Origin of the sequence: Proteiniborus ethanoligenes (genome assembly GCF_900107485.1) — a bacterium.
Classification (GTDB): domain Bacteria; phylum Bacillota; class Clostridia; order Tissierellales; family Proteiniboraceae; genus Proteiniborus; species Proteiniborus ethanoligenes.
Window position 1 is genome coordinate 181,729 of record NZ_FNQE01000001.1, and the last position, 22,853, is coordinate 204,581.

Sequence of the window (22,853 nt, forward strand, 5' to 3'; positions counted from 1 at the left end):
CAGTAATCTATAATACGGAAATTGTGATTTTACTTAACAGTTTAATAAATAATTGTACCGCATAAATATTACGTAAAAAGGCTACATTAATCTTAAAGAATCTATAATTTCATTTTAGTCTTCAAAATTAATGAAGACTAGTGTTTTTTGGAGGTGAAGCTAAAGACATAGGTTAATAGGAGAGTGATTTTTTGCGTAATATGTCTAGATATAGAAAGTTTATATTTTTTGCTTTGCTCCTAACCTTAATAGTATATTCAATTCAAATATTAAATATTGTTAGGTTTCCTTCTCAAATAGATATAATGAAAGGTGATAGTAAAGATTTAAGTTTTTTCTTCCCATTTTCTTTAGAATTAATGGAAGACTCTATCAATATAGTAAAAATTGATAATAATAAAGAAAAATCAAATATTGCATTGAGAAACTCCTATAAGCTAGAATCAACTAATAATGGAATAGCAGACATAAAACTAAAATTATTAGGTATTTTTCCTATAAAACATGTAAGGGTAAATGTAGTTGAAAATGTTCATATAATACCTGGCGGAGAAGCTATAGGAGTTAAACTAAACACTAAAGGAGTATTAGTAGTAGCTACATCTGAGATATCAGGCATAGATGGCAAAATATATAATCCTGCCAAAAATGCTGGCATCAGAGTTGGCGATTCTATTACTATGATAGATGGAATTAAAGTTGAAAATGCTGATCATGTAATCCATATTTTAAATAGTATCAAAGACAAAAAAATTAGTATTCAAATTGAAAGAAACAATATAGTATATCATACAGAAGTTATTCCAGTAAAAAGTAAGCAAGACAATAGCTATAGATTAGGAATATGGGTTAGAGATAAGACTGCTGGAATAGGAACATTAACTTTTCTCGAGCCAAATTCTATGAAATTTGGTGCTCTCGGTCATGCTATAACAGATATTGACACAGGAACCTTAATGAAGGTAGAAAACGGAGAAATAATGAGGGCTAAAGTATCTTCAATAGAACATGGCAAAAAAGGTAGTCCAGGTGAGCTAAGAGGTATATTTTTTGAAACAAAAGATGTTTTAGGAAAAATCGAAAATAATACCAACTTTGGAATATATGGCACAATTCATGATGAAAATTTAACGAATCAAAAAACCCCGTTACCCATAGGAACTCAAAGCGAAGTAAGGATTGGCAAAGCTCATATACTTGCAAATGTTGAAGGAGATAGGGTAGATAAATACGAGGTTGAAATAATTAAATTAGAGAGACAGAATGTTCCACAATCAAAGAGTATGATCATTAAAATAACAGACGATAGATTAATCGAAAAAACTGGTGGAATTGTTCAAGGAATGAGTGGAAGTCCTATATTACAAAACGGAAAGATTGTTGGAGCAGTTACACATGTTTTTGTTAATGATCCAACAAAAGGCTATGGAATCTATATTGAATGGATGTTAAAAGAAGCAGGAATAATTACAAACAATAATGCTGATTTTGCAAAAACTAAATAATAGATTAAATAACAAGAGATAAGGAATTATTCCATATCTCTTTTATTTATGATAAAAAAAACATATATTTGAAAAAAAAATAAAAAAATGAAAAGTGAGAAGGAAAATTATTACTTTTGTCGAATAATTTATTATCTATAATTTTATAGATAGATAAATCGTTTACGGGGGGTATAACGAAATGAAAAATGAAAAGATTAGTATTTTAATTGCTGATGACAACAAGGATTTTTGTAGCATTTTAGAAGAATATTTTTCAACACAGGATGATGTAGAGGTAGTTGGAATTGCAAAGGATGGAGTAGAGGCTTTAGAATTAATAAACCAAAAAAAGCCAGATGTATTAGTGTTAGATATAATCATGCCTCATCTAGATGGATTGGGGGTACTAGAAAAGCTACACTCCACAGAATTAGAAAAGTTTCCTAAGGTAATTATACTATCAGCCGTTGGACAAGATAAAATTACACAAAGAGCTATTAATTTAGGTGCTGATTATTATGTTGTAAAGCCTTTTAATTTTGAAATTTTTATGAAGAGAATAAGGCAAGTTACGGGTAATACGCCAGCTATTATTGAAAGAAGAAAGCAGATTGAAATTCCTACCGGGCTTATTAACACACCAAACACAAATAAAAGTCTTGAAGCTAAAATAACTAATATAATACACGAAATAGGAGTTCCTGCACATATAAAAGGATATTTATATTTAAGAGAAGCAATAAGTATGGTGGTGGATAATATTGAACTATTAAGTGCAGTTACCAAGGAATTATATCCTAATATAGCTAAGCAGTTCAACACAACACCAAGCAGAGTTGAAAGAGCTATCAGACACGCAATAGAAGTTGCATGGAGCAGAGGGAAAGTAGATACGATAAATAATCTATTTGGATATACAGTGAACACAGACAAAGGAAAACCTACTAATTCGGAGTTTATTGCAATGGTAGCTGATAAATTAAGACTTGAGCAAAAGATATCATAAAGTAGAATTCTTCCAATAAAAGAAATAAAAAATCTCTTTTTGTAATAAAACAGAAAGAGATTTTTATATTCCTAAGATATCATAACAGATGTTATCATAAATGATAACATTAAATATAAAATATTATCAAGTAGTATTCATATAGTAAAGTTGGATAAAATAAATATAAGGCATTTTAAAATGATTTCTTCATATCTTGGAGGATATCAATGTATATTAAAGGAAATTTAAAAAAAGATAGAAAAACTAAAAACTTAGTAAAAAGATTAAGAGCGGGAGACATAGCAATTATTGATCATAAAGATATTGATGAAATAGCTGCCATCTCACTAGTTGAATCTAAGGTAAAATGCGTATTAAATTTAAACAAATCAATTAGTGGGAAATATCCTAATAAAGGACCTTCAATATTAGTAGATGCAGGAATAATATTATTGGAGAGCAAAAACAAAGAGATATTTGATGTCGTATGTGAAGGAGAAGAGCTTGAAATAAATAATAACCTTATTCTTTATAAGGATAAGGTTATTGGAAATTTTGAAGAATTAGACAGTAATAAAATAAAAGAGCTATTAAGTATTGGATATAGCAACATAGAAAAAGAATTAGATAAGTTCATTGAAAACACTTTGGAGTATGCAAAAAAAGAGAAAGAATTAGTTCTTGAAAAGGGTAATATCCCTAAAGTTAAAACAAAGATTAATGGAAGGCATGTTTTAGTTGTTGTAAGAGGTAAAGATTATAAAAAAGATTTATTAGCTATTCAAAACTATATAAGTGAAGTTAAACCTGTCCTGATAGGAGTTGATGGGGGTGGAGATGCACTATTAGAATTTGGTCTTACTCCAGACATATTAATTGGAGATATGGATAGTGTTAGTGATAAGTGTTTAAGATTATCTAAAGAGATAATTGTTCACGCATATACAGATGGGAGAGCACCAGGACTCCAAAGAGTAAATGCTCTAGGCTTAGATGCGAAGATTTTTCCATCAGCAGGAACAAGTGAAGATATTGCTTTTTTATTAGCCTACTACAATAATGTGGATTTAATAGTAGCTGTTGGAACTCATAGTAATATGATAGATTTTTTAGAAAAAGGTAGAAGTGGCATGTCTAGCACATTTTTAGTTCGACTCAAAGTAGGCTCTAAGCTAGTAGATGCAAAAGGGGTTAATATGCTTTATAGAAGTAGTCTTAAACCAAAATATGTTGTAGGATTAGGAATAGCAGCACTTATTCCTATAATAGTTTTAACCCTTATGTTTCCACCAATGAAAGAGTTAATTAAGCTTATTCAGATTAGACTTCGCATACTATTTGGCTTTAGGAGGTAAATAAATGTTGGGTAACATTAAATACTATGTAGTAACTGTAGTTTCCATATTCTTAGCACTTGCCATAGGTATTTATATAGGCTTTATGTTTGATGCTCAAGATATAATGATGTCACAAAAAGAAGATATAGTTTCACAATTAGAAAACAGTTTTAATTATTTAAGAGAAGAAACAGAAACAGTAAAGAAGGAAATAATAAGAGTGACAAAAGAAAAGGAACAATTAGTGGAATTTAATAGAGCTGTTTACGGGGAGCTAATCAAGGATAGGCTTAGTGGCATAAAGATAGCTGTTATTGAAACAAGCGATGATTATATATACAATAATATTGTTCAGACAATAGAGTTAGCGGGAGCAGAAGTAGTTTCTATAACTACTATTAAGGACAATTTTAGCCTTGATTTAGATGTACTAGATAGAATATTTAAAGAATCAAAAGGTGTTGAAAAGACAGAAAAGGATATTGTAAAGCAAGTTATTGACTTTATTACTGAAGGTATTATAAAGGGAGAAGACAATGGTTTAATAGAAATACTTGCAGCAGAAGGCCTGGTGGATTATACTTCAAATTATGCTGCACCAGTAGATTACATGGTAATAGCTGGAGGAAGAAAAGGAAAGGACTATTCAAGATTTGAAACTATAGATAAGAGGATTATAGATATTTGTAAAAAAAATGAAGTGCCTATTATTGGGATAGAAAAAGAGGAAGTTGAAATCTCATATATTGAGAAATACAAAGATAATAGGATTTCATCAGTAGATAATATAGATAGTATTTTGGGGAAAGTAGCATTTGTTTTTGCCATTGATGGAAGACCAGGCAATTATGGAGTAAAACCTAGTGCAGAAAGCTTAGTTCCAGAATTATCAAAAGACAATTTTTATTAACTAGGAGCGATGTATATGCATAATTTTAAACCTAGGATTGTAGCAGTAATACCCGTCTATAATGAAGAAAATTCTATTATAGATACTGTAAAAAAAATAAAAGACATAAAGCTAATAGATGAGATCGTAGTTGTAAATGATGGTTCCACAGATAAAACACGAGAAAAAATAAGTAAGCTTGATGTCACTTCTATCGAATTAGAAAAAAATAGAGGTAAAGGTTACGCAATTAATACTGCAATTGAAAAGGTAAGATTTGATTATTTAGTATTGATAGATGGAGATTTAGGAAATACTAGCCATGAGATAATTAAGCTTTTAATACCAGCTTTAAATGGTGAAGCTGATGTCATAATCGCAAGATTTAAAAGCCCAAAAATAAAAGGCGGATTTGGTCTAGTAAAAAATCTAGCTAATAAAGGAGTCTATTATTATACTGGAAAAAAAATAACTTCTACATTGTCAGGACAAAGGGTTTATAAAAGCAATGTAATAGATAGTATTGATTATATACCTAGTAGGTTTGGTATTGAAGTAGCTATGACAATTGAAGCATTAAGAAAAGGCTTTACCATTAAGGAAGTCGATGTAGATATGACACATAGAGAAACTGGAAGAAACTTAAAAGGATTTATTCATAGAGGAAGACAATTTTTAGATGTATTAATTACTTTAATAATATTATTATTTAGAAGGTGAAAAGTAGTTGTTAAGTATATTATCATTTGTATCCAGTTCTGTTTTGACCTATATCGTTATGCCTATGTTCTATGATATGCTTCTAAATAACAATTGTACCGAATTAAATTATAATAAAGAACAAATTCCTATAGGGATGGGTCTAGTTTTTGTATTTATTCAAACATTTACTATTTATATAGTTTCATTTTATATGGAATCAATGGATGTTTTTACATTAGCATATATTATTTCAATACTCTCCATTGGAATAGTAGGTTTATTAGACGATATTATTGGTGAAAAAAAAATAAAAGGCTTTAAGGGACATTTATCATCACTTTTGAAACGTAAGCTTACTACAGGAGGATTGAAGCTAATTGCAGGAGGCATATCTGGTGTTTTAATTTCTATTCTTATATCTACAGGATTAGTTCAAATAATTATTAACACTGCGATAATAGGGTTATTTACTAATTTAATTAACATTTTTGATTTAAGGCCTGGAAGAGCAGGTAAGGTATTTGTATTGCTTTCCTTAATTCTTTTATTTACATCAAGAGCAGGAGGATATAATTATATAATAATATCTTTGCTTGGAATTATTTTAGTATACTTGCCTAAAGACTTAAAAGCCAAAGTTATGATGGGAGATGTTGGCTCCAATATACTTGGCATAACCCTTGGAATATTTTGCACAATAACACAGGTTCTAGAAGCAAGAATATTATATTTAACCTTCCTAATCATGATACATATAATTTCAGAATTTTATTCCTTTACAGATATTATTGATAATAATAAAGTATTATGTTATATTGATAAATTAGGAAGAAAATAGGGGGTAACTAAGCTGTTATCATATAAAGAAGGAATTATAACAGAAATACTTCAATCATATGAAGATATTACTTGGATTAGAGTAAAATTAGAAGATGAGATTTCTAAAGCTGTTAACTATAATAATATTACAGGCTCTGCTAATATTGGAGATAAAGTAGTATTAAATACTACAGCCTTAGAACTAAAACTTGGCACTGGGGGATATCACTTTGTAATATATAATAGCAGCAATATAATAAAAAATATGCCAAATGATCCAGGCCATATTATGAAGCTTAGGTACACGCCTTTCCAATTAAAGGTTTTATCTGCTGAAGAACAAGAGAGCCCATATCATGAGGCGTTTAAAAGCTTTAAAAGTTTAGAAAGCTCACTATATATAGTTGGAACATTACATAGCATGCTAGCTCCTATAATAGCGTCTTTAAAGTATATTGAACCTAATTTAAAAATTACTTACATAATGACAGATGCCGGCGCATTACCTTTATCTTTCAGCCAAACTGTAAAAAAATTAAAGGAGCTAAAATTATTAGATACTACCATTACTGTAGGCCATGCCTTTGGCGGGGATATTGAATGTGTCAATATATATACGGGCATAATAGCGGCAAAATTAGTAGCTAAAAGCGATATTACAATAATTACTATGGGACCAGGAATTGTGGGAACTGGCACGCAATATGGTTTTAGTGGGATAGAGCAAGCCAGCATAATAGATGCTGTAAATAAATTAGGAGGTATATCCATTGCTATACCTAGAATAAGCTTTAGCGATACAAGAGATAGGCATAAGGGAATAAGCCATCATACCCTTACAATTTTAGAAAATATAGCTTGCACTAGAACTAATGTAGTATTTCCTATCTTAAAAAAGGAATATGAAAAATTAATTAGTTTGCAGCTAGAAAAAAGCAATATTAACAAAAAACATAATATAATATATGAAAATGGCAGTGAAGTTTTAAATGCATTAAATTATTTCTCTCTTAATGTAAAAACAATGGGGAGAAGCTATCATGATGATGAAGCGTTTTTTTTAACTATGGGTGCAGTAGCTAAAGCAGGCATTAAGTTTTTAGAGAATGATCAATGATTTCTTTTAATGTTGCATTTTCTCCGTAATAAACTAGCAAATCATCAATGGCTTCAATAACTTCTTCTGCCTTACCGATAAAGAATAGTTTATCTTTTAAGGTTATTTTAATCAACTATATCATCTCCTTATCTGATATAGTTTAATATATGAATATTATAAACTTTTATTCCATAAAGGAGGGTCTCAATATGATTTATGAAGAAAAAACAATGAAAAGCGAAAAAATATATGAAGGTAAAATCCTAACTGTCAAGGTAGATACAGTAGAACTACCCGACAAGAAATATTCAAAAAGAGAAATCGTAGAGCTTTCTGGGGCGGTTGCAATAGTACCTATCACTGATAATGGAGATATTATTTTTGTAAAACAATTCCGTAAAGCTACAGAATCAGTAATCTTAGAAATACCTGCAGGGAAACTAGAGATTAATGAAGAGCCTTTAGATTGTGCACTCAGAGAACTCAAAGAAGAGACAGGCTATAGTGCAGAAAACATGGAGTATTTATTTAAATACTATACATCACCAGGTTTTACAAATGAAGTAATGCATTTGTTTCTTGCAACAGGAATTATATATGGGGAAGCAACTCCAGAAGACGATGAATACATAGATGTTGTAAGAATAAACATAAATGAAGCTTTAGAGATGATAAAAAATGGTGAAATAAAAGATGGTAAAACAATAATAGGTATTTTAATGGCATATGAGAAGCTGAAATTTAATGAAAAAGAATAATACTATATAAAACATGTTACTAGTATGTAAAAAAATAGTTATGTAATATTATCTCCCCTAAAGGCATATTAATCTGTATAAGCTTGTATGAGGGGGATATGTATTTTGAAAATAAAAGGTATAATCTACAAAGATGTAAAAGAAAACTTCATACTATATTTTTTATTGGTACTAGCCCTAATGATTGGTATTTCAGCAGGGGCTATAACAATAAGTGTTTTAAGCAAGGATCAAAGTCAAAGCCTTATCAGTTTTTTAGACTCTTTTTTCAAAGTGTTAAATCAAGAAAAAATAGATAGTTTAATTTTATTAAAGCAATCAATTTTAAATAATATTCAAACTATAATATTAGTTTGGATATTAGGGCTAACAGTAATAGGGGCGCCTATAGTTTTTGTTATTATAGCTTTAAGAGGATTTATTGTGGGATTCACAGTAGGTTTTTTAATAAATGAACTGGGCTTTAAAGGCTTTGTATTTTCTTTATTAACAATACTACCACAAAATATTTTTGTAATACCTGGAATGATAGCATTATCTGTATTGTCTATTAATTTTGCTATAAAGATTATTACTAGTAAACGGAGAATAGGTAAAAATTCAAGTTTTCTTTCTGAACTAACTAGGTATTCAATTCATGCTTCTATTCTTTCTTTATTTCTCTTTATAGGGAGCTTGGTTGAGGCTTATATAACTCCAACCTTTATGCAGCTATTACTAGGTTATGTTCTATAAATAAATTAAGTTATGAAATAAAAAGAGATTTCTTGTGTAGAATAATTATTTCATTAAAATAGTAAATATATTTATGATGATGCAAAAAAAATAATATTATGAAGGATTTTACAAACATATGTTGAATTATATCTATACTTAAGATTATAAAGGGGAAATACTATGGACTTATACATAATGAAGTTTAATAGCTATCTTGAGAGAGAAAGAGAACTATCAAATAATACGATTGAATCTTATATTAGGGATTTAAAGCAGTTTGACAAGTACTCAAAGGAAAATGGATTATCGAGTATTACAGATGCAAACAAAACTTTAATACTTACATACCTTATATATTTACAAAAAACAGGTAAGTCTGTTTCTACTGTATCTCGAAATATTGCATCTTTAAGGTCTTTCTATCAGTTTGTTTTAAACGAAGGCATAATAAAAAAAGATCCTACTATAAACCTTCAATCTCCTAAACAAGAAAAGAAGCTACCAAGTATATTAACATCTGATGAAGTTGAAATATTACTTGAACAACCTGATATTAAATGTACAAAGGGAGTTAGGGATAAGGCCATGCTTGAACTATTATATGCTTCAGGAATTAGAGCCTCAGAGTTAATATCATTAGACCTAGATGATGTAAATTTGAGCATGGATTACATATTAAGTTCCAAAGATACATCAAATGAAAGGGTTATTCCTATCGGTAAAATGGCTGTAGATATTTTGACTTTATATATTAAGGAGCATAGAGGTAAGCTTGTAAAAGATAATGAAGAAAAATCTTTATTTGTGAATTATCATGGTAAAAGACTTACAAGACAAGGATTTTGGAAAATTGTGAGGGGATATACAAAGCAAGCAAAAATAAACAAAAATATTACACCACATACATTAAGGCACTCATTTGCTGCACATCTACTACAAAATGGAGCAGATTTAAAATCTGTACAGGAGATGTTAGGACATGCTGATATATCTACTACACAAATTTACACCCTAATTACTAAGAATAAGATTAAGGAAGTATATAAAAAAGCACATCCTAGAGCATAGTCCCACCTTGTTGGTGGGTTTGATTTTTTATATAAAAAAATTTAAACTTTGGGTATAATAAAAGAAAGAGAGGAGGAAAATATTATGATAAATAATGTAACTTTAATTGTACTAGATAGCGTTGGAATAGGTGAACTGCCAGATGCTAATAAATATGGTGATGAGGGAAGCAATACTTTAGGCAATATAATAAAAAAAACAAAGGGCGTAAAGCTAAATAATTTAAATAATCTTGGTCTTGGAGCCATAGAGGGTGTTGAAGGCTTAGATTCTATAAACAATATAATAGGTAGCTACGGAAGACTAGCCGAGAGTTCAGCAGGTAAAGATACCACTACAGGCCATTGGGAGATAGGAGGTATTATACTAAAAGAGCCTTTCCCTACATTTCCAGATGGATTCCCAGAAGAATTAATATTAAAATATGAAATGCTTATAGGAACTAAAACATTAGGAAATAAGGTGGCTTCAGGTACTGTTATTATAGATGAATTAGGTGAAGAGCATATGAAAACAGGTTATCCTATAATCTATACTTCAGCTGATAGCGTTTTTCAAATAGCTGCTCATGAAGATATAATACCAATAAATAGGCTATATGAAATATGTGAAATAGCTAGGGGAATTTTAAAAGATAAATATGCTGTAGGAAGAGTAATTGCTAGGCCTTTTATAGGAAGACCAGGTGCATTTAGTAGAACTTCGAATAGAAAAGATTTCTCATTAAAACCAGTTGATAAAACCATGCTTGATTTCATAAAGGAAGCTGGTATGGAAGTAATGGCTGTTGGGAAAATAGAAGATATCTACAGTGGACAAGGAATAACTAGGAGTATTCATACATCTGATAATATGGATGGAATAGATAAAACTATAGAGTTCATGAAGGAGCATAAAAAAGGACTAATATTTACTAATTTAGTGGATTTTGATATGAAATATGGCCATAGAAATGATGCGGAAGGATATGCTAGGGCACTAGAAGAGTTTGATAATAGACTTCCTGAAATAATAGAAAATTTGAGCGATGATGAAGTTTTAATGATTACTGCTGATCATGGATGTGACCCTACTACAGCAAGCACTGATCACTCAAGAGAGTATGTGCCTATTCTTATTTATGGTAAAATGATTAAAAATGGAGTTAATCTAGGGACAAGAAAAACCTTTGCAGATATTGGAGCTACAATTATGAATTTATTAGGCTTAGAAGGATTAAATAATGGGGAAAGTTTTGCAAGTTTAATATTAAAAAACTAGGGGGGAGATGTGGTGAATTTAATCTATAAATTGAACCAGACTGTTGATTTTATAAAAAGCAAGCTTAATGAAAAGCCTGAAATTGGAATTATTTTGGGATCTGGTCTCGGACCTTTAGCAGATGAAATAACTGATGCAGTAATTATTAAATATAATGAAATTCCAAATTTTCCATCGTCAACTGTACAAGGGCATAAAGGACAACTTGTTATTGGAAAGCTAGAGAATAAGGTTGTAGTTGCGATGCAAGGAAGATTTCACTATTATGAAGGATACTCATTAGAGCAGGTAACTTTTCCTGTAAGAGTTATGAAAGCTTTAGGAGTTGAGTCTATGATAGTTACTAACGCTGCTGGTGGAGTAAATAAAGAATTTTCTCCTGGTGATTTAATGATTATTACTGACCATATTAATTTTGCCTTTGACAATCCTTTAATTGGTGAGAATCATGATGAATTAGGACCTAGATTTCCAGACATGTCTCATGCATACAACAAGCATATGATAGAAGTAGCTAATAAAGCTGCAAGCAACCTAAAGCTACATATAAGAGAAGGAGTATATATGTGGAATCCGGGACCATGCTATGAAACCCCAGCTGAAGTTAGGCTAGCATCATTTATAGGTGCTGATGCAGTCGGAATGTCTACAGTTCCTGAGGTAATCACAGCGATTCATGGTAATATGAATGTTCTAGGAATATCATGTATAACTAATATGGCGTCTGGAATATTGGATCAGCCTTTAAATCATAATGAGGTGATAGAAACCTCTGAAAGAGTAAAAAACGATTTTATTTTCTTAATTAAAGAAATATTAAAAGAATTATAGTGGGGGAGATATTATGAAGAATTTATTAGAAACTATAAATGAAACTAGTTCCTATATAAAAGATAAAATTGATTTTATTCCACAAATAGGGCTTATTTTAGGATCAGGCTTAGGAACGTTAGCAAACGAAATTGAAAGCCCTATAATACTTGACTATAAAGATATACCTAATTTCCCAGTTTCTACTGTGGAAGGGCACGAAGGAAGATTAGTATTAGGAGAACTTCAAGGGAAAAAAGTAATTGCAATGCAAGGAAGATTTCATTATTATGAGGGATATTCTATGCAAGAGGTTACTTTTCCTGTGAGAGTTATGAAAGCGCTTGGGGTTGAAATACTACTAGTAACAAATGCTTGTGGGGGAATGAACAAAGAATTATATCCTGGAGCATTGATGATAATAGAAGATCACATTAATTTTACTGGTGATAATCCACTTATTGGACATAATTATGAAGAATTAGGGCCTAGATTTCCAGATATGTCATCTGCATATGATAAGGTTTTAATTAAGCTAGCAGAAGAGGTAGGACACAAGCTTAATATTGAGACTAAAAAGGGAGTTTATGTTGCTATCAGTGGTCCATATTATTTTTCAAGAGCGGAGCTTAGAATGCTTAGAAGAATTGGTGGAGATACAATAGGTATGTCAACTGTTCCAGAAGTAATAGTTGCAAGACATACTGGTTTAAGAGTATTAGGGATATCATGTGTTACTGATATGGCCATTGCAGATGAAATTGTTTCCATAAGCCATGAAGAGGTTGTAAAGGTGGCAAACGAAACTAGACCTAAATTTATTAAACTAATAAAAGGTATAATTGATGAGGTGAAGTTGTAATGAGAATGTACGATATTATCCAGAAAAAAAGAGATGGAAAAGAGCTAACTACAGAAGAGATAAACTTTTTTATTAATGGATATACAGAAGGTAGAATCCCTGATTATCAAGCAAGTGCATTACTTATGGCAATTTATCTTAAAAAAATGAATAAAAGAGAAACTGTAGATTTAACAAGTGCAGTAGTAAATTCTGGTGAAACTGTTGATCTTTCACTTATTAAAGGAATAAAAGTTGACAAGCATAGTACTGGCGGAGTAGGAGATAAGACTACATTGGCTTTAGGCCCAATGGTTGCAGCCTGCGGATTACCTTTTGCAAAAATGTCAGGAAGAGGTTTAGGACATACAGGCGGAACATTAGATAAACTTGAAGCTATAAAAGGACTTAGAACAGAGCTTTCTAAGGAAGAATTTATTTCAATAGTAAATAGAGTAAAGCTGTGTATTTGCAGTCAAACTGCTAATATTACTCCTGCAGATAAAAAACTTTATGCCTTAAGGGACGTGACAGCTACTGTAGATAATATTTCTCTTATTGCAAGTAGCGTAATGAGCAAAAAAATAGCATCAGGCTCAAACTCTATAGTTTTAGATGTTAAAGTAGGTAGTGGAGCATTTATGAAGGATTTAGAAAGTGCATTTGTTTTAGCAAAGGAAATGGTAGATATAGGCAATAGCGTGGGTAGGGATACTGTGGCAATAATATCTGATATGGATGAACCTTTAGGATATGCAATAGGTAACTCCTTAGAAGTGATAGAAGCTATAGAAACATTAAAAGGGAATGGTCCTGAAGACTTTGTAGAGCTATGTTTAACATTAGGTGCTAGACTATTGCTATTAGGTAAAAAAGCTTCAAGTATAGAAGAAGGCAGAAAAATGTTGGTTGAAGTAATTAACAACGGAGAAGCATATAATAAGCTTTTAGAATTTGTAGAGGCACAGGGTGGAGATACTGATTATATTAAAAATACTGAATTATTACCTAAAGCTTCTCATATAATAGAGTTAGTAAGCCATAATGATGGATATATTAAATCAATTGATGCAGAAGAAGTAGGAAAATGTGCATTAGCCCTTGGAGCTGGCAGAGAAACAAAAGAGAGTGATATTGATTTAGCTGCTGGAATTATTTTAAATAAAAAAGTTGATGATAGAGTAGAAAAGGGAGATGTAGTAGCATATTTGCATTGTAATGATAAAAGCAAAGCTGAAAATGTGGCTATAATGCTTAGAAATGCTATTAAAATAGGAGACAAAAACCCTATACATAAAAAACTAATTTATGGTATTGTAGACAATAAAGAAACGATTAAATTTTAAAAATTGTACTGCAAGATTACAAACAAAATATTATGTAAACAAGGAGACTGTAACCCAATAGTCTCCTTTTTTTGTAATTTTATATTTGAATAAGTTATTTATTAGATGGATAACATAAAAATAAATATTTTGCAAAGGGAGGGGTAAAATGTACAAATTAATAAATAATAGAATATTAGTTAGTGCTATATTTTTGTTAGTATTTGTTTTTGGGTTTTCATCGAATTCGTTTGGTGAAGAACCATTTAAATTAGAAGCAAAATCAGCTTTACTTATGGATGCTTCCTCTGGAGAAATAATTTATGAGAAAAATATACATGAAAAAACACCCCCTGCAAGTATAACTAAAATTATGCTTCTCTTAATTGCAATGGAGGAATTAGATAGTGGTAAGATTAGTCTTGAGGATGAAGTATATATAAGTGCAAACTCATCTAGGATGGGAGGAACTCAAGTATATTTGGAGGAGGGGGAGACTCAAAAAGTTGATGATTTATTGAAGGCTATATGTATAAGATCAGCAAATGATGCTGCAGTAGCTTTAGCTGAGCATATCTCTGGTAGTATAGAAGTTTTTGTTCAAAGAATGAATGAAAGAGCTAAGGAATTAGGAATGAACAATACATTATTTAAAAATACTACAGGACTTCCTGATGGAGAGCATGTTACTACTGCATATGATGTTGGAATAATGTCAAAGGAGTTATTAAAACATCCTAAAATCCATGATTGGCTGACTGTATACATGACTGATATTTATGTTGGAAAAAAGAAAGACAAAGTTCAAACTCTTGTAAACACTAATAAGCTTATACGTGATTATCAAGGAATAACTGGAATCAAAACAGGTCATATAAGTGACGCTGGTCACTGTCTTTCCGCATCTGCTAGAAGAGGAAACCTTACATTAATTAGTGTAATATTAGGAGGACCAACATCAAATAGCAGGTTTGCAGAGTCGAAGCAATTATTAGACTATGGCTTTGCTAACTATGATTCGATTGCCATATGCAAAAAAAATGATATAATTAAAAACATAAGCGTACTGAAAGGTAAAAATCATACTTTAAATATAGTAGCAGAGAATGAATATAGTGTTCTTTTAAAAAAAGGCATGACTAAAGATATTGAAAAAGAAATAATATTACCAGATTCTATAAGTGCACCAATTAAAAAAGGAGAAAAGATTGGGGAAATTATTCTAAAGAATAAAGGTCAGGAAATAGGAAGAGTTGGATTAGTATCTGAAAAAGAAATAGAAAAAGCTTCATTGTTAGATATGTTTAAAAAAGTTACTACTAGTTTTTTAGGCTATAGAAAACCATAAAAGCAGGATTAATAATATCCTGCTTTTATGGTTTAGGCTAATATAACTAATTGAAAACACTAATGAACACCTATTGACAACATATTGATATTGTTATATATATTGATTATTAGCAGTGTTTGTCCACATTTCATCATTGCTAAAGCAAATGATAGCTAAATAAAAAGGAGATAACAATGGAGTACAAAGTTGTATTAGAAGCTTTTGAAGGACCTTTAGATTTACTTATGCACTTAATAGAAAAAGAAAAAGTGGATATATATGACATTCCAATAGCTAAAATAGCTGACCAATATATAGAATATATAAAAGATATTCAAAGTGTTGATTTAGATATGGCTAGTGAGTTTTTAGTTATGGCTGCTACATTACTAGAGATAAAGTCAAAAATGCTTTTACCTGTATCTAATGCTGAAAATGAAAAAGAAGAAATAGAAGAAGGAGATCCGAGAGAAGAACTAGTAATGAGGCTTTTGGAATACAAAAAGTATAAATTAGCAGCAGAAAATTTAAAGTTAAAGGGCGATATTCAAAGTAAAATATTTTTTAAACAAAAAGAAGAGCTAGATGAATTTATGGTACAGGATTCCTTTGAATTAGAAGAAATTGATTTTAGGGAGCTATTATTAGCATATTCAAATATAATAAATAGATATTTAGAAGATTCAAGTGAAAACGAATTAACCGAAATTGAAAGAGAAGAATTGACTATAGACGAATGTATGAATGACTTAATCCTTATTATTAAAAGTAAGAAAGAGGTTAAATTTAACGAACTTTTTTCTGAGAACATGACTAGGACAAGAATAGTTGTAATGTTTTTGTCTATTCTAGAATTAATGAAAATTAAAGCTATAAAGGTTTTTCAAGAGAATAATTTTAGTGATATATTAATTAAGATTAAAGAATCTAAAGAAAAAAATTAGAGGTGACTTCTATGGATATGAAAGAAATCAAATCTATTATTGAAGCATTGCTTTTTACTTGGGGAGATCCTCTTTCTATTGAGGATATTTCTGAAGTTTTAGGGTTGGACAAAAAATCTCTAAAAATTATACTAAATGAAATGATAGATGATTTTAACTTTAATAGAAGGGGTATTCAAATAATTAATACTAACAACACTTATCAGTTAAGCACAAGAGCTGAACATTTTGAATGGATAAAAAAATTATGTGCCCCTAGAATCAACAAAACATTATCGAATGCTGCTCTTGAAACTTTATCTATTATTGCATACAAACAACCAATAACAAAGGCGGAAATAGAGATAATAAGGGGAGTCAAATGCGATAGAGCCTTAAGCACTTTAATGGAAAAAAAATTAGTTGTTGAAGTAGGCAGATTAGAAAAGCCTGGTAAACCAATTATTTATGGTACTACAGATGAATTTCTAAGATTCTTTGGATTATCATCACTTGAACATTTACCTTCATTAGATGAGGATTATATTATACAAATAGAAGATTTAGATAACACAAAATAATTTGTGTTATTTTTCTTTTTTGGGGAAAACATATTAAATGTTGATTAGCATTATAAATTTGGAGTTGATATAGTTGAATAAAATACTTTTAATATTACTCTTATTCTTAGTGACCATTCTTTTTTCCCATCTATGTATAGATATAATCTTTAAAGAGAAAAAAGGAAATCATATGTTTAGAATTCAATTTAAATTATTGATGGGATTAGTAAAGTTTAACTATGAGATTCCATACATGGATTTGCTTTTGAAATATGGAAAAAACTCTAATAAGGCTGAAGTAAGCAAGAGTAAAATTACAGACATTTTTAACATTCAAGACTCTGAAGGAATACTAGGCAAAATTGTTAGATATGACACTGCTATTATTGAGACTTCTAAATATATTCTTAAAAAAGCACATATAACTACATTTAGGTGGTGGTATAATATAGGCTTAGGCGAAGTAGCATTAACTGGATTTTCCTGTGGAGTAGCATGGACTTTAGTAAGTATATTATTAATCCCTTTTATAAGAAATAATAATATAGATGAAATAAGCATAAACATTAATCCTATATTTAATGAAAGCATATTAGAAATAGATATTTTTTGTATAATTAAGTTTAAAATTGCTCATATTATTATTGCAGGCTTTAAATGCTTAAAAGAATGTATTAAAGGTGGTGTATTTAATGACAGAACATCCAATTCAAGGATTAATGAAAACAACTATGGAAAGCATTAAAGAAATGGTAGATGTAAATACAATAGTTGGAGAACCAGTTGAATCCTCTGACGGACAAGTAATAATTCCAATTTCAAAAGTATCTTTTGGATTTGCATCTGGTGGAACAGAATTTAATGGAAAAAGCAAAGGGAATAAAGGTGAAGGTATGACAGCTTCAGATAATAGTTTACCTTTTGGTGGTGGAACTGGTGCTGGAGTATCAATAATGCCGGTTGCTTTTATAGTAGTTGGAAATGGTAGTATGAAACTTTTACCAGTTGATCAAAATGCTAATATGCTAAATAGCATTATAGATACTATACCTAAGATTGCAACTGGGATTCAAAACAAATTGAAGAGTAAAGAATCTAATGTGAAAAATGAAAATAGCTGTGATAACAATTAGGAGCAGAAAAGACTGCTCTTTATTGTGTTAAAGACACAATTATCAATTTATGGAGTGATATTTTTGGATAAATATTCAAGATTTAAAATAGCTTCGATACTATTTATAATGGTAGCGCTTATCCTAACAACTGGATTTACATATCCATCTCCAAGTGCAGATAGTGCTATACTAATTGACTCTGTAACAGGAAGAGTAATGTATTCCTTGAATCCAAATCTTAAAAAACCAATGGCAAGTACAACTAAGATTATGACTGCACTATTAGCAATTGAGCATGGAGATTTAAATTCAAAGGTAAAGGTTAAAAAAAGTTCAGTAGGAATTGAAGGTTCAAGTATTTATCTTATGGAAAATGAAGAAGTATTATTAAAAGATATGATTTATGGATTAATGCTTAGATCAGGTAATGATGCAGCAGTAGCCATTGCAGAACACATCTCTGGCTCAGTAGATGAATTTGTAAAGCTGATGAATAAAAGAGCTAAAGAGATTGGAGCTAATAATACTAACTTTGTTAATCCTCATGGCTTGCATCATCAAGACCATTATTCAACAGCATATGACTTAGCAATAATTACTAGAGAAGGGATGAAACAAGATTTTTTTCGTGAAGTATCAAAGACAAAACTTTGGGTTGCAGATAGGGATATTAATCAATACTTTTATAATAAAAATGATGTCCTATGGGAATACAAAGGAGGAGATGGAGTAAAGATTGGGTACACAAAAGCTTCAGGTAGATGCTTAGTTGCTAGTGCAACTAGAGATGAGATGCAGCTAATTTCTGTAGTAATAAATGATGGAAACTGGTTTAATGACTGCTATGAGATGCTCAATTATGGATTTGAGAATTTTAAACCAGCATTATTATTAAGCAAAGGACAATTTTTAAAAGAAATACAGATAATAAATGGAGATAAAGAAAAGTATAATGCTTTATACGATAGTGATTTGATAATTCCACTTAAAGAAGGTGAAAAGGATAAAATAAAGATTCTAGTTAATCTACCCGATACAATACCAGCACCCGTAGAAAAATGTAAAAAGCTAGGTAACATTCTAGTATTTCTTGAAGGAAAACTATTGTACACTAAGGAAATTGAATCGAGTGTAGATATAAAAAATAAAAATGTTAATCTAAGTATAATAGACTTTTTATATAAAATTTTTAAATAGCAGAAATTATATAAGAAAAGCTTCCATCGAGGCGTAATTAAATTATGGAAGCTTTTCTTTAAATTCATTACGGAAAGTTCTTTAAATTAAAAGTATAAAAATAGGACTTTCCTATTCGTTATAAAAAATAGCATGGCAAAAGCCCTGCTATTTTTTTGTAACCAAATATGGATATTTCAATAAGCTATTATTATAGTCCAACGTAATGGGAGGGAGTAAAGAATAATGCATAGAAGACTAGAATGCATTGACGCAGGTAGTGAGTATTGCCCTTGCTATCTTGCTGAAACAAAAAATTGTATAACTTGTTCTCAACTTCAAGGTAAAGAATTTTGTGATTGCAATTGGACCGGAACATGCATATTACAAGAGCTTACTATGAATAGAAACAAAGTAAAAAAACAAAGGGATTATTATAATGGAGGTATTGAAGAGTTTGATAAAATTGGGCAGGATAGCTTTTTACTAAAATTGAAAGTAACCAAAACACTTGCTAGACAGCTTAAAGAGCCAGGTTCATATGTGTTTATAAGAGATAATAATTTGCCACAATACTTTGATACACCAATGTCAGTAATGAAATCCGATGAATTAAATGGAACAATAACCATAGTATTTAAGGCTGTGGGTACTAAGACTAACCAATTAAAGAATATCAAGGACAATGTCTTAATAAAAGGTCCTTATTGGAATGGCGTACTCGGACTAAGCTACATTAAAAAAGTTAAAGGCGAAAATTGCTTAGTTCTAGCTCGAGGTATATCTCAAGCACCTTCTTTACTTTCATTAGAGAAATTAGTAAAGAATAATAATCATGTAACCTTAATACTTGACAAAGGAAGTGTAGGGGAAATATTTATTAATGATTATATAAAAAGCATGAGCATAGAAATATTTGAAGAAGATTTGATGAGTGAAAAGGGGAGTGTTTTGGTAAAGCACATATTAACAAACAAGAATATTAGTCTGATTTTTAGCGCAGGTTCTGATTTGCTTCATATGAAGATCATAAAATTAATAGATGAATTAGATATAAAACCATATTTAGCAGTTACAAATAACACCGAGATATGTTGTGGAGAAGGGATTTGTGGTGGTTGTACAACAAGATTAAAGAATGAAGGCAGGGTTAAACCTTGTAAAACTCAAATAGATGCAAGAAAAATTATTGAAAGGAGGGTACTAATTGACTAAGGTAGTAGTAATTGGTGGAGGATGGGCAGGATGTGCTGCATCTTTAACAGCAAGAAAAGCTGGGGCAGATGTAGTTCTGATTGAAAAAACAGATATGTTAATTGGGCTGGGTAATGTTGGAGGAATAATGAGAAACAATGGAAGATATACTGCTGCAGAGGAAAATATATACTTGGGAGCAGGAGAACTATTTGAGATAACTGACAAAGCTTCTAGACATAAAGGTATTGACTTCCCTGGGCATAAACATGCATGGCTTTATGATGTTACAAAGGTTGAGCCTGAAGTAAGAAAGCTATTAATTGAAAAAGGAATTAATATAATGCTTGAAAGTAGAGCTGTTGATGTAATTATGGAAGGTAAAAGGATAAAAGCAATACTAATGGCAGATGATAGTGTGGTGGAAGGTGATGTTTTTATAGAAACAACAGGCTCTACAGGACCTATGGGTAATTGCTTGAAGTATGGTAATGGCTGTGCTATGTGCATCTTAAGATGTCCTTCCTTTGGCCCTAGAATTAGTATTAGCATGAGGGCTGGAGTGGAGGATATAATGGGAATGAGAGGAGATGAATCTTATGGGGCTTTCAGTGGATCGTGTAAGCTTAATAAGGATTCATTGAGTGATGAAATAAGAGATACTCTAAATAAAGCTGGAGTAGTTGTTTTACCAATTCCCAAAGAGGATATAAAATTAGAAAAACTTGATTTAAAGGTTTGTCAGCAATATTCATTAAAGGAATTTGCAGAAAATATTATTTTGTTAGATACTGGTCATGCAAAGCTCATGACGCCTTTTTATCCTTTAGCCTTATTAAGAAAAATAAAAGGACTTGAATATGCCAGATATGAAGATCCGTATTCAGGTGGAAAGGGCAACTCAGTTAGATACCTATCTATTGCACCAAGAAATAATACCCTCAAAGTTAACGATGTAGAAAATTTATTTTGTGCAGGAGAAAAATCAGGTTTGTTTGTTGGGCATACAGAAGCCATTTCAACAGGTAGTCTAGCTGGGCATAATAGTGTAAGGTCAATTCTTGGAATTCCTCTGCTTGAAATACCAAGAAATTTAGCAATTGGTGACATAATTGCTTATGCAAATGAAGAAATAAATACTAAAGAAGGTTTAAAGAAAAGATATACATTTGCAGGAGCTGAATTTTTTGATAGAATGAAAAAAATGGGTATATATTTGACTAACAGCGAAGAAATAAAAAGAAAAGTACAGAGGATGGATTTGCTGAATATTTATGATGAGAGACTTGTATAATACTACTAATATACAATATAATTATTTTAAATTAACAACTATTATACGAAAGAAGGGAAAAAATGAGACTACAAAAGTTTATGGCACAGTGTGGGATAGCTTCGAGAAGAAAATCAGAAGAAATTATTTTGAACAGAAGAGTAAAAGTTAATGGAGTAACGGTAACAGAGCTAGGTTTTAAGATAAACCCTTTAAAAGATGTTATTATTGTAGATGGAAAAAGAATAAAGCACAAAGAAAAAAAAGTATATATAATTATGAATAAGCCTAAAGGATATGTAACTACAGTTTCAGATGAGTACGATAGAAAAACTGTATTAGACTTGTTGAAAAATGTTAAGGAAAGAGTTTATCCTGTAGGTAGACTTGATTATGATTCATCAGGTCTATTAATTCTTACAAATGATGGAGAATTAGCTTATGGATTAACTCATCCAAAGAATCAGGTTGTTAAAACCTATATAGCAACTATTAAAGGCAAGCCTGATGATGAGAAGCTTGATAAATTTAGAAATGGAATAAAAATTGATGGCTATACCACCTCTGAAGCTCAGATTGAAACGTTAAATTATGTGAATGATAAGAGCTTGATGAGAATTCAAATTCATGAAGGAAGAAACAGACAGATAAGGAGAATGTGTGAAGCAATAGGTCATCCTGTCATTTCTCTAAAGAGAATAGCAATAGGTGAATTAGAGCTTGGAACATTAAAAAAAGGTTGCTGGAGATTTTTGAGTGACGAGGAAATAGAATATCTGAAAAAAATCTAATCATTGCATTAATTTGTAATGATTAGATTTTTAGCTTATTTTTTAACGATTTTTACAGGAGACCAACTATGAAATGTCAAGTAAAAATGTTTGAAAATATGTAAATAAATAATTATCCAAAAAAGGGCACGCTTAAATAAACCTATTAGATATAGGCTTTAAAATAAATTTGATTTAGTCTAAATTAAAAGCGACATTATCTTTAAGAATTTTGAAGATAACACGTACCAACTTATGAGCAACATGACCAAGAGCTGCATAATGGTTGTTACCTTGAGACTTTTTAAGCATAAAGTAATCATTGAATGTTTTGTTGTTAAGTGAAACATTCCAAGCAGCGTTAATTAAGGCATAACGAAGTAATTTTGAACCTCTCTTTGACATTCTA

General features: G+C 30.6%; 24 protein-coding genes and 1 pseudogene. 23 read left to right on the forward strand and 2 right to left on the reverse strand.

The window, feature by feature from the left end; all coding sequences use genetic code 11:
* Window positions 1–200: 200 nt before the first annotated feature.
* The 7 genes from spoIVB to BLV37_RS00915 all read left to right on the forward strand — a co-directional run bounded on the left by spoIVB (window position 201) and on the right by BLV37_RS00915 (window position 7,339).
* The gene (gene spoIVB, locus BLV37_RS00885; protein ID WP_208975167.1) at window positions 201–1,505 is read left to right on the forward strand and encodes a SpoIVB peptidase; all 1,305 of its coding nucleotides are present in this window, start codon (window positions 201–203) and stop codon (window positions 1,503–1,505) included.
* 181 nt (window positions 1,506–1,686) lie between these two features.
* Entirely contained in the window at window positions 1,687–2,493 is an 807-nt protein-coding gene (spo0A, locus tag BLV37_RS00890) for a sporulation transcription factor Spo0A (RefSeq protein WP_091725942.1), read from the forward strand.
* Window positions 2,494–2,702: 209 nt separating this feature from the next.
* Window positions 2,703–3,830: a putative cytokinetic ring protein SteA gene (gene steA, locus BLV37_RS00895; RefSeq protein ID WP_091725946.1), complete on the forward strand. Its 1,128-nt coding sequence runs from the start codon at window positions 2,703–2,705 to the stop codon at window positions 3,828–3,830.
* 4 nt (window positions 3,831–3,834) lie between these two features.
* The gene (locus BLV37_RS00900) at window positions 3,835–4,722 is read left to right on the forward strand and encodes a copper transporter (RefSeq protein WP_091725948.1); all 888 of its coding nucleotides are present in this window, start codon (window positions 3,835–3,837) and stop codon (window positions 4,720–4,722) included.
* 15 nt (window positions 4,723–4,737) lie between these two features.
* Window positions 4,738–5,421, forward strand: a complete 684-nt coding sequence (locus BLV37_RS00905) for a glycosyltransferase family 2 protein (protein WP_091725951.1) — start codon at window positions 4,738–4,740, stop codon at window positions 5,419–5,421.
* 7 nt (window positions 5,422–5,428) lie between these two features.
* Window positions 5,429–6,241, forward strand: coding sequence for an MraY family glycosyltransferase (locus BLV37_RS00910; RefSeq protein WP_208975162.1), 813 nt, complete (start codon window positions 5,429–5,431; stop codon window positions 6,239–6,241).
* Between the two features lie 99 nt (window positions 6,242–6,340).
* Window positions 6,341–7,339 carry a DUF3866 family protein gene (locus tag BLV37_RS00915; protein ID WP_280140099.1) on the forward strand — a complete coding sequence of 333 codons (999 nt, stop codon included), beginning with the start codon at window positions 6,341–6,343 and terminating at the stop codon, window positions 7,337–7,339.
* On the opposite strand, the gene BLV37_RS14910 is transcribed toward BLV37_RS00915, so the two are convergent.
* Window positions 7,314–7,454 (reverse strand): hypothetical protein, encoded by a 141-nt coding sequence (locus tag BLV37_RS14910; protein ID WP_176967811.1) that lies wholly within the window; start codon window positions 7,452–7,454, stop codon window positions 7,314–7,316. The genes BLV37_RS00915 and BLV37_RS14910 overlap by 26 nt on opposite strands.
* A gap of 76 nt (window positions 7,455–7,530) precedes the next feature.
* Here BLV37_RS14910 and BLV37_RS00920 point away from each other — a divergent pair, with 76 nt between their 5' ends.
* The 16 genes from BLV37_RS00920 to BLV37_RS00995 all read left to right on the forward strand — a co-directional run bounded on the left by BLV37_RS00920 (window position 7,531) and on the right by BLV37_RS00995 (window position 22,465).
* A complete protein-coding gene (locus BLV37_RS00920) occupies window positions 7,531–8,079 on the forward strand; it encodes an NUDIX hydrolase (protein ID WP_091725956.1) in 549 nt (182 codons plus the stop codon).
* A 105-nt stretch (window positions 8,080–8,184) separates the two neighbouring features.
* A complete protein-coding gene (gene spoIIM / locus BLV37_RS00925; RefSeq protein ID WP_176967812.1) occupies window positions 8,185–8,814 on the forward strand; it encodes a stage II sporulation protein M in 630 nt (209 codons plus the stop codon).
* A gap of 162 nt (window positions 8,815–8,976) precedes the next feature.
* Window positions 8,977–9,864, forward strand: a complete 888-nt coding sequence (xerD, locus tag BLV37_RS00930) for a site-specific tyrosine recombinase XerD (protein WP_091725962.1) — start codon at window positions 8,977–8,979, stop codon at window positions 9,862–9,864.
* A gap of 87 nt (window positions 9,865–9,951) precedes the next feature.
* Window positions 9,952–11,124: a phosphopentomutase gene (locus BLV37_RS00935; RefSeq protein WP_425287114.1), complete on the forward strand. Its 1,173-nt coding sequence runs from the start codon at window positions 9,952–9,954 to the stop codon at window positions 11,122–11,124.
* 12 nt (window positions 11,125–11,136) lie between these two features.
* A complete protein-coding gene (locus BLV37_RS00940) occupies window positions 11,137–11,955 on the forward strand; it encodes a purine-nucleoside phosphorylase (RefSeq protein ID WP_091725967.1) in 819 nt (272 codons plus the stop codon).
* 13 nt (window positions 11,956–11,968) lie between these two features.
* Window positions 11,969–12,796 carry a purine-nucleoside phosphorylase gene (locus tag BLV37_RS00945; protein WP_091725970.1) on the forward strand — a complete coding sequence of 276 codons (828 nt, stop codon included), beginning with the start codon at window positions 11,969–11,971 and terminating at the stop codon, window positions 12,794–12,796.
* Entirely contained in the window at window positions 12,796–14,121 is a 1,326-nt protein-coding gene (locus BLV37_RS00950) for a pyrimidine-nucleoside phosphorylase (protein WP_091725972.1), read from the forward strand. The genes BLV37_RS00945 and BLV37_RS00950 overlap by 1 nt, the downstream gene beginning before the upstream one ends.
* A 148-nt stretch (window positions 14,122–14,269) precedes the next feature.
* Window positions 14,270–15,448 (forward strand): D-alanyl-D-alanine carboxypeptidase family protein, encoded by a 1,179-nt coding sequence (locus BLV37_RS00955; RefSeq protein ID WP_091725975.1) that lies wholly within the window; start codon window positions 14,270–14,272, stop codon window positions 15,446–15,448.
* Between the two features lie 176 nt (window positions 15,449–15,624).
* Complete coding sequence (locus BLV37_RS00960) at window positions 15,625–16,374, forward strand: segregation and condensation protein A (RefSeq protein WP_091725978.1); 750 nt, start codon at window positions 15,625–15,627, stop codon at window positions 16,372–16,374.
* Between the two features lie 11 nt (window positions 16,375–16,385).
* Window positions 16,386–16,934: an SMC-Scp complex subunit ScpB gene (gene scpB / locus BLV37_RS00965; protein ID WP_091725980.1), complete on the forward strand. Its 549-nt coding sequence runs from the start codon at window positions 16,386–16,388 to the stop codon at window positions 16,932–16,934.
* Between the two features lie 172 nt (window positions 16,935–17,106).
* A complete protein-coding gene (locus tag BLV37_RS00970) occupies window positions 17,107–17,661 on the forward strand; it encodes a DUF2953 domain-containing protein (protein ID WP_143031463.1) in 555 nt (184 codons plus the stop codon).
* Window positions 17,609–18,049 (forward strand): GerW family sporulation protein, encoded by a 441-nt coding sequence (ytfJ, locus tag BLV37_RS00975; protein ID WP_091725986.1) that lies wholly within the window; start codon window positions 17,609–17,611, stop codon window positions 18,047–18,049. Before BLV37_RS00970 ends, ytfJ begins: the two co-directional genes overlap by 53 nt.
* Window positions 18,050–18,112: 63 nt before the next feature.
* A complete protein-coding gene (locus BLV37_RS00980) occupies window positions 18,113–19,228 on the forward strand; it encodes a D-alanyl-D-alanine carboxypeptidase family protein (protein ID WP_208975163.1) in 1,116 nt (371 codons plus the stop codon).
* 225 nt (window positions 19,229–19,453) lie between these two features.
* Window positions 19,454–20,422, forward strand: coding sequence for a sulfide/dihydroorotate dehydrogenase-like FAD/NAD-binding protein (locus BLV37_RS00985; RefSeq protein WP_091725989.1), 969 nt, complete (start codon window positions 19,454–19,456; stop codon window positions 20,420–20,422).
* Window positions 20,415–21,695, forward strand: coding sequence for an FAD-dependent oxidoreductase (locus BLV37_RS00990; protein WP_091725991.1), 1,281 nt, complete (start codon window positions 20,415–20,417; stop codon window positions 21,693–21,695). Before BLV37_RS00985 ends, BLV37_RS00990 begins: the two co-directional genes overlap by 8 nt.
* A gap of 62 nt (window positions 21,696–21,757) precedes the next feature.
* Window positions 21,758–22,465: a pseudouridine synthase gene (locus BLV37_RS00995; RefSeq protein WP_091725994.1), complete on the forward strand. Its 708-nt coding sequence runs from the start codon at window positions 21,758–21,760 to the stop codon at window positions 22,463–22,465.
* A gap of 174 nt (window positions 22,466–22,639) precedes the next feature.
* Here BLV37_RS00995 and BLV37_RS15140 read toward each other — a convergent pair.
* Window positions 22,640–22,853: pseudogene (locus BLV37_RS15140) on the reverse strand (IS110 family transposase); the annotation flags it as partial.

Bases quoted from the DNA above. Each gene is read 5' to 3' on its own strand.
- BLV37_RS00960 (WP_091725978.1), top strand. From the start codon at position 15,625: ATGGAGTACAAAGTTGTATTAGAAGCTTTTGAAGGACCTTTAGATTTA.
- BLV37_RS00970 (WP_143031463.1), top strand. From the start codon at position 17,107: ATGTTTAGAATTCAATTTAAATTATTGATGGGATTAGTAAAGTTTAAC.
- scpB (WP_091725980.1), top strand. From the start codon at position 16,386: ATGGATATGAAAGAAATCAAATCTATTATTGAAGCATTGCTTTTTACT.
- BLV37_RS00905 (WP_091725951.1), top strand. From the start codon at position 4,738: ATGCATAATTTTAAACCTAGGATTGTAGCAGTAATACCCGTCTATAAT.
- BLV37_RS00920 (WP_091725956.1), top strand. From the start codon at position 7,531: ATGATTTATGAAGAAAAAACAATGAAAAGCGAAAAAATATATGAAGGT.
- BLV37_RS00995 (WP_091725994.1), top strand. From the start codon at position 21,758: ATGAGACTACAAAAGTTTATGGCACAGTGTGGGATAGCTTCGAGAAGA.
- BLV37_RS00985 (WP_091725989.1), top strand. From the start codon at position 19,454: ATGCATAGAAGACTAGAATGCATTGACGCAGGTAGTGAGTATTGCCCT.
- BLV37_RS00955 (WP_091725975.1), top strand. From the start codon at position 14,270: ATGTACAAATTAATAAATAATAGAATATTAGTTAGTGCTATATTTTTG.
- steA (WP_091725946.1), top strand. From the start codon at position 2,703: ATGTATATTAAAGGAAATTTAAAAAAAGATAGAAAAACTAAAAACTTA.
- spoIVB (WP_208975167.1), top strand. From the start codon at position 201: ATGTCTAGATATAGAAAGTTTATATTTTTTGCTTTGCTCCTAACCTTA.
- spo0A (WP_091725942.1), top strand. From the start codon at position 1,687: ATGAAAAATGAAAAGATTAGTATTTTAATTGCTGATGACAACAAGGAT.
- BLV37_RS00945 (WP_091725970.1), top strand. From the start codon at position 11,969: ATGAAGAATTTATTAGAAACTATAAATGAAACTAGTTCCTATATAAAA.
- BLV37_RS00900 (WP_091725948.1), top strand. From the start codon at position 3,835: ATGTTGGGTAACATTAAATACTATGTAGTAACTGTAGTTTCCATATTC.
- ytfJ (WP_091725986.1), top strand. From the start codon at position 17,609: ATGACAGAACATCCAATTCAAGGATTAATGAAAACAACTATGGAAAGC.
- xerD (WP_091725962.1), top strand. From the start codon at position 8,977: ATGGACTTATACATAATGAAGTTTAATAGCTATCTTGAGAGAGAAAGA.
- BLV37_RS00950 (WP_091725972.1), top strand. From the start codon at position 12,796: ATGAGAATGTACGATATTATCCAGAAAAAAAGAGATGGAAAAGAGCTA.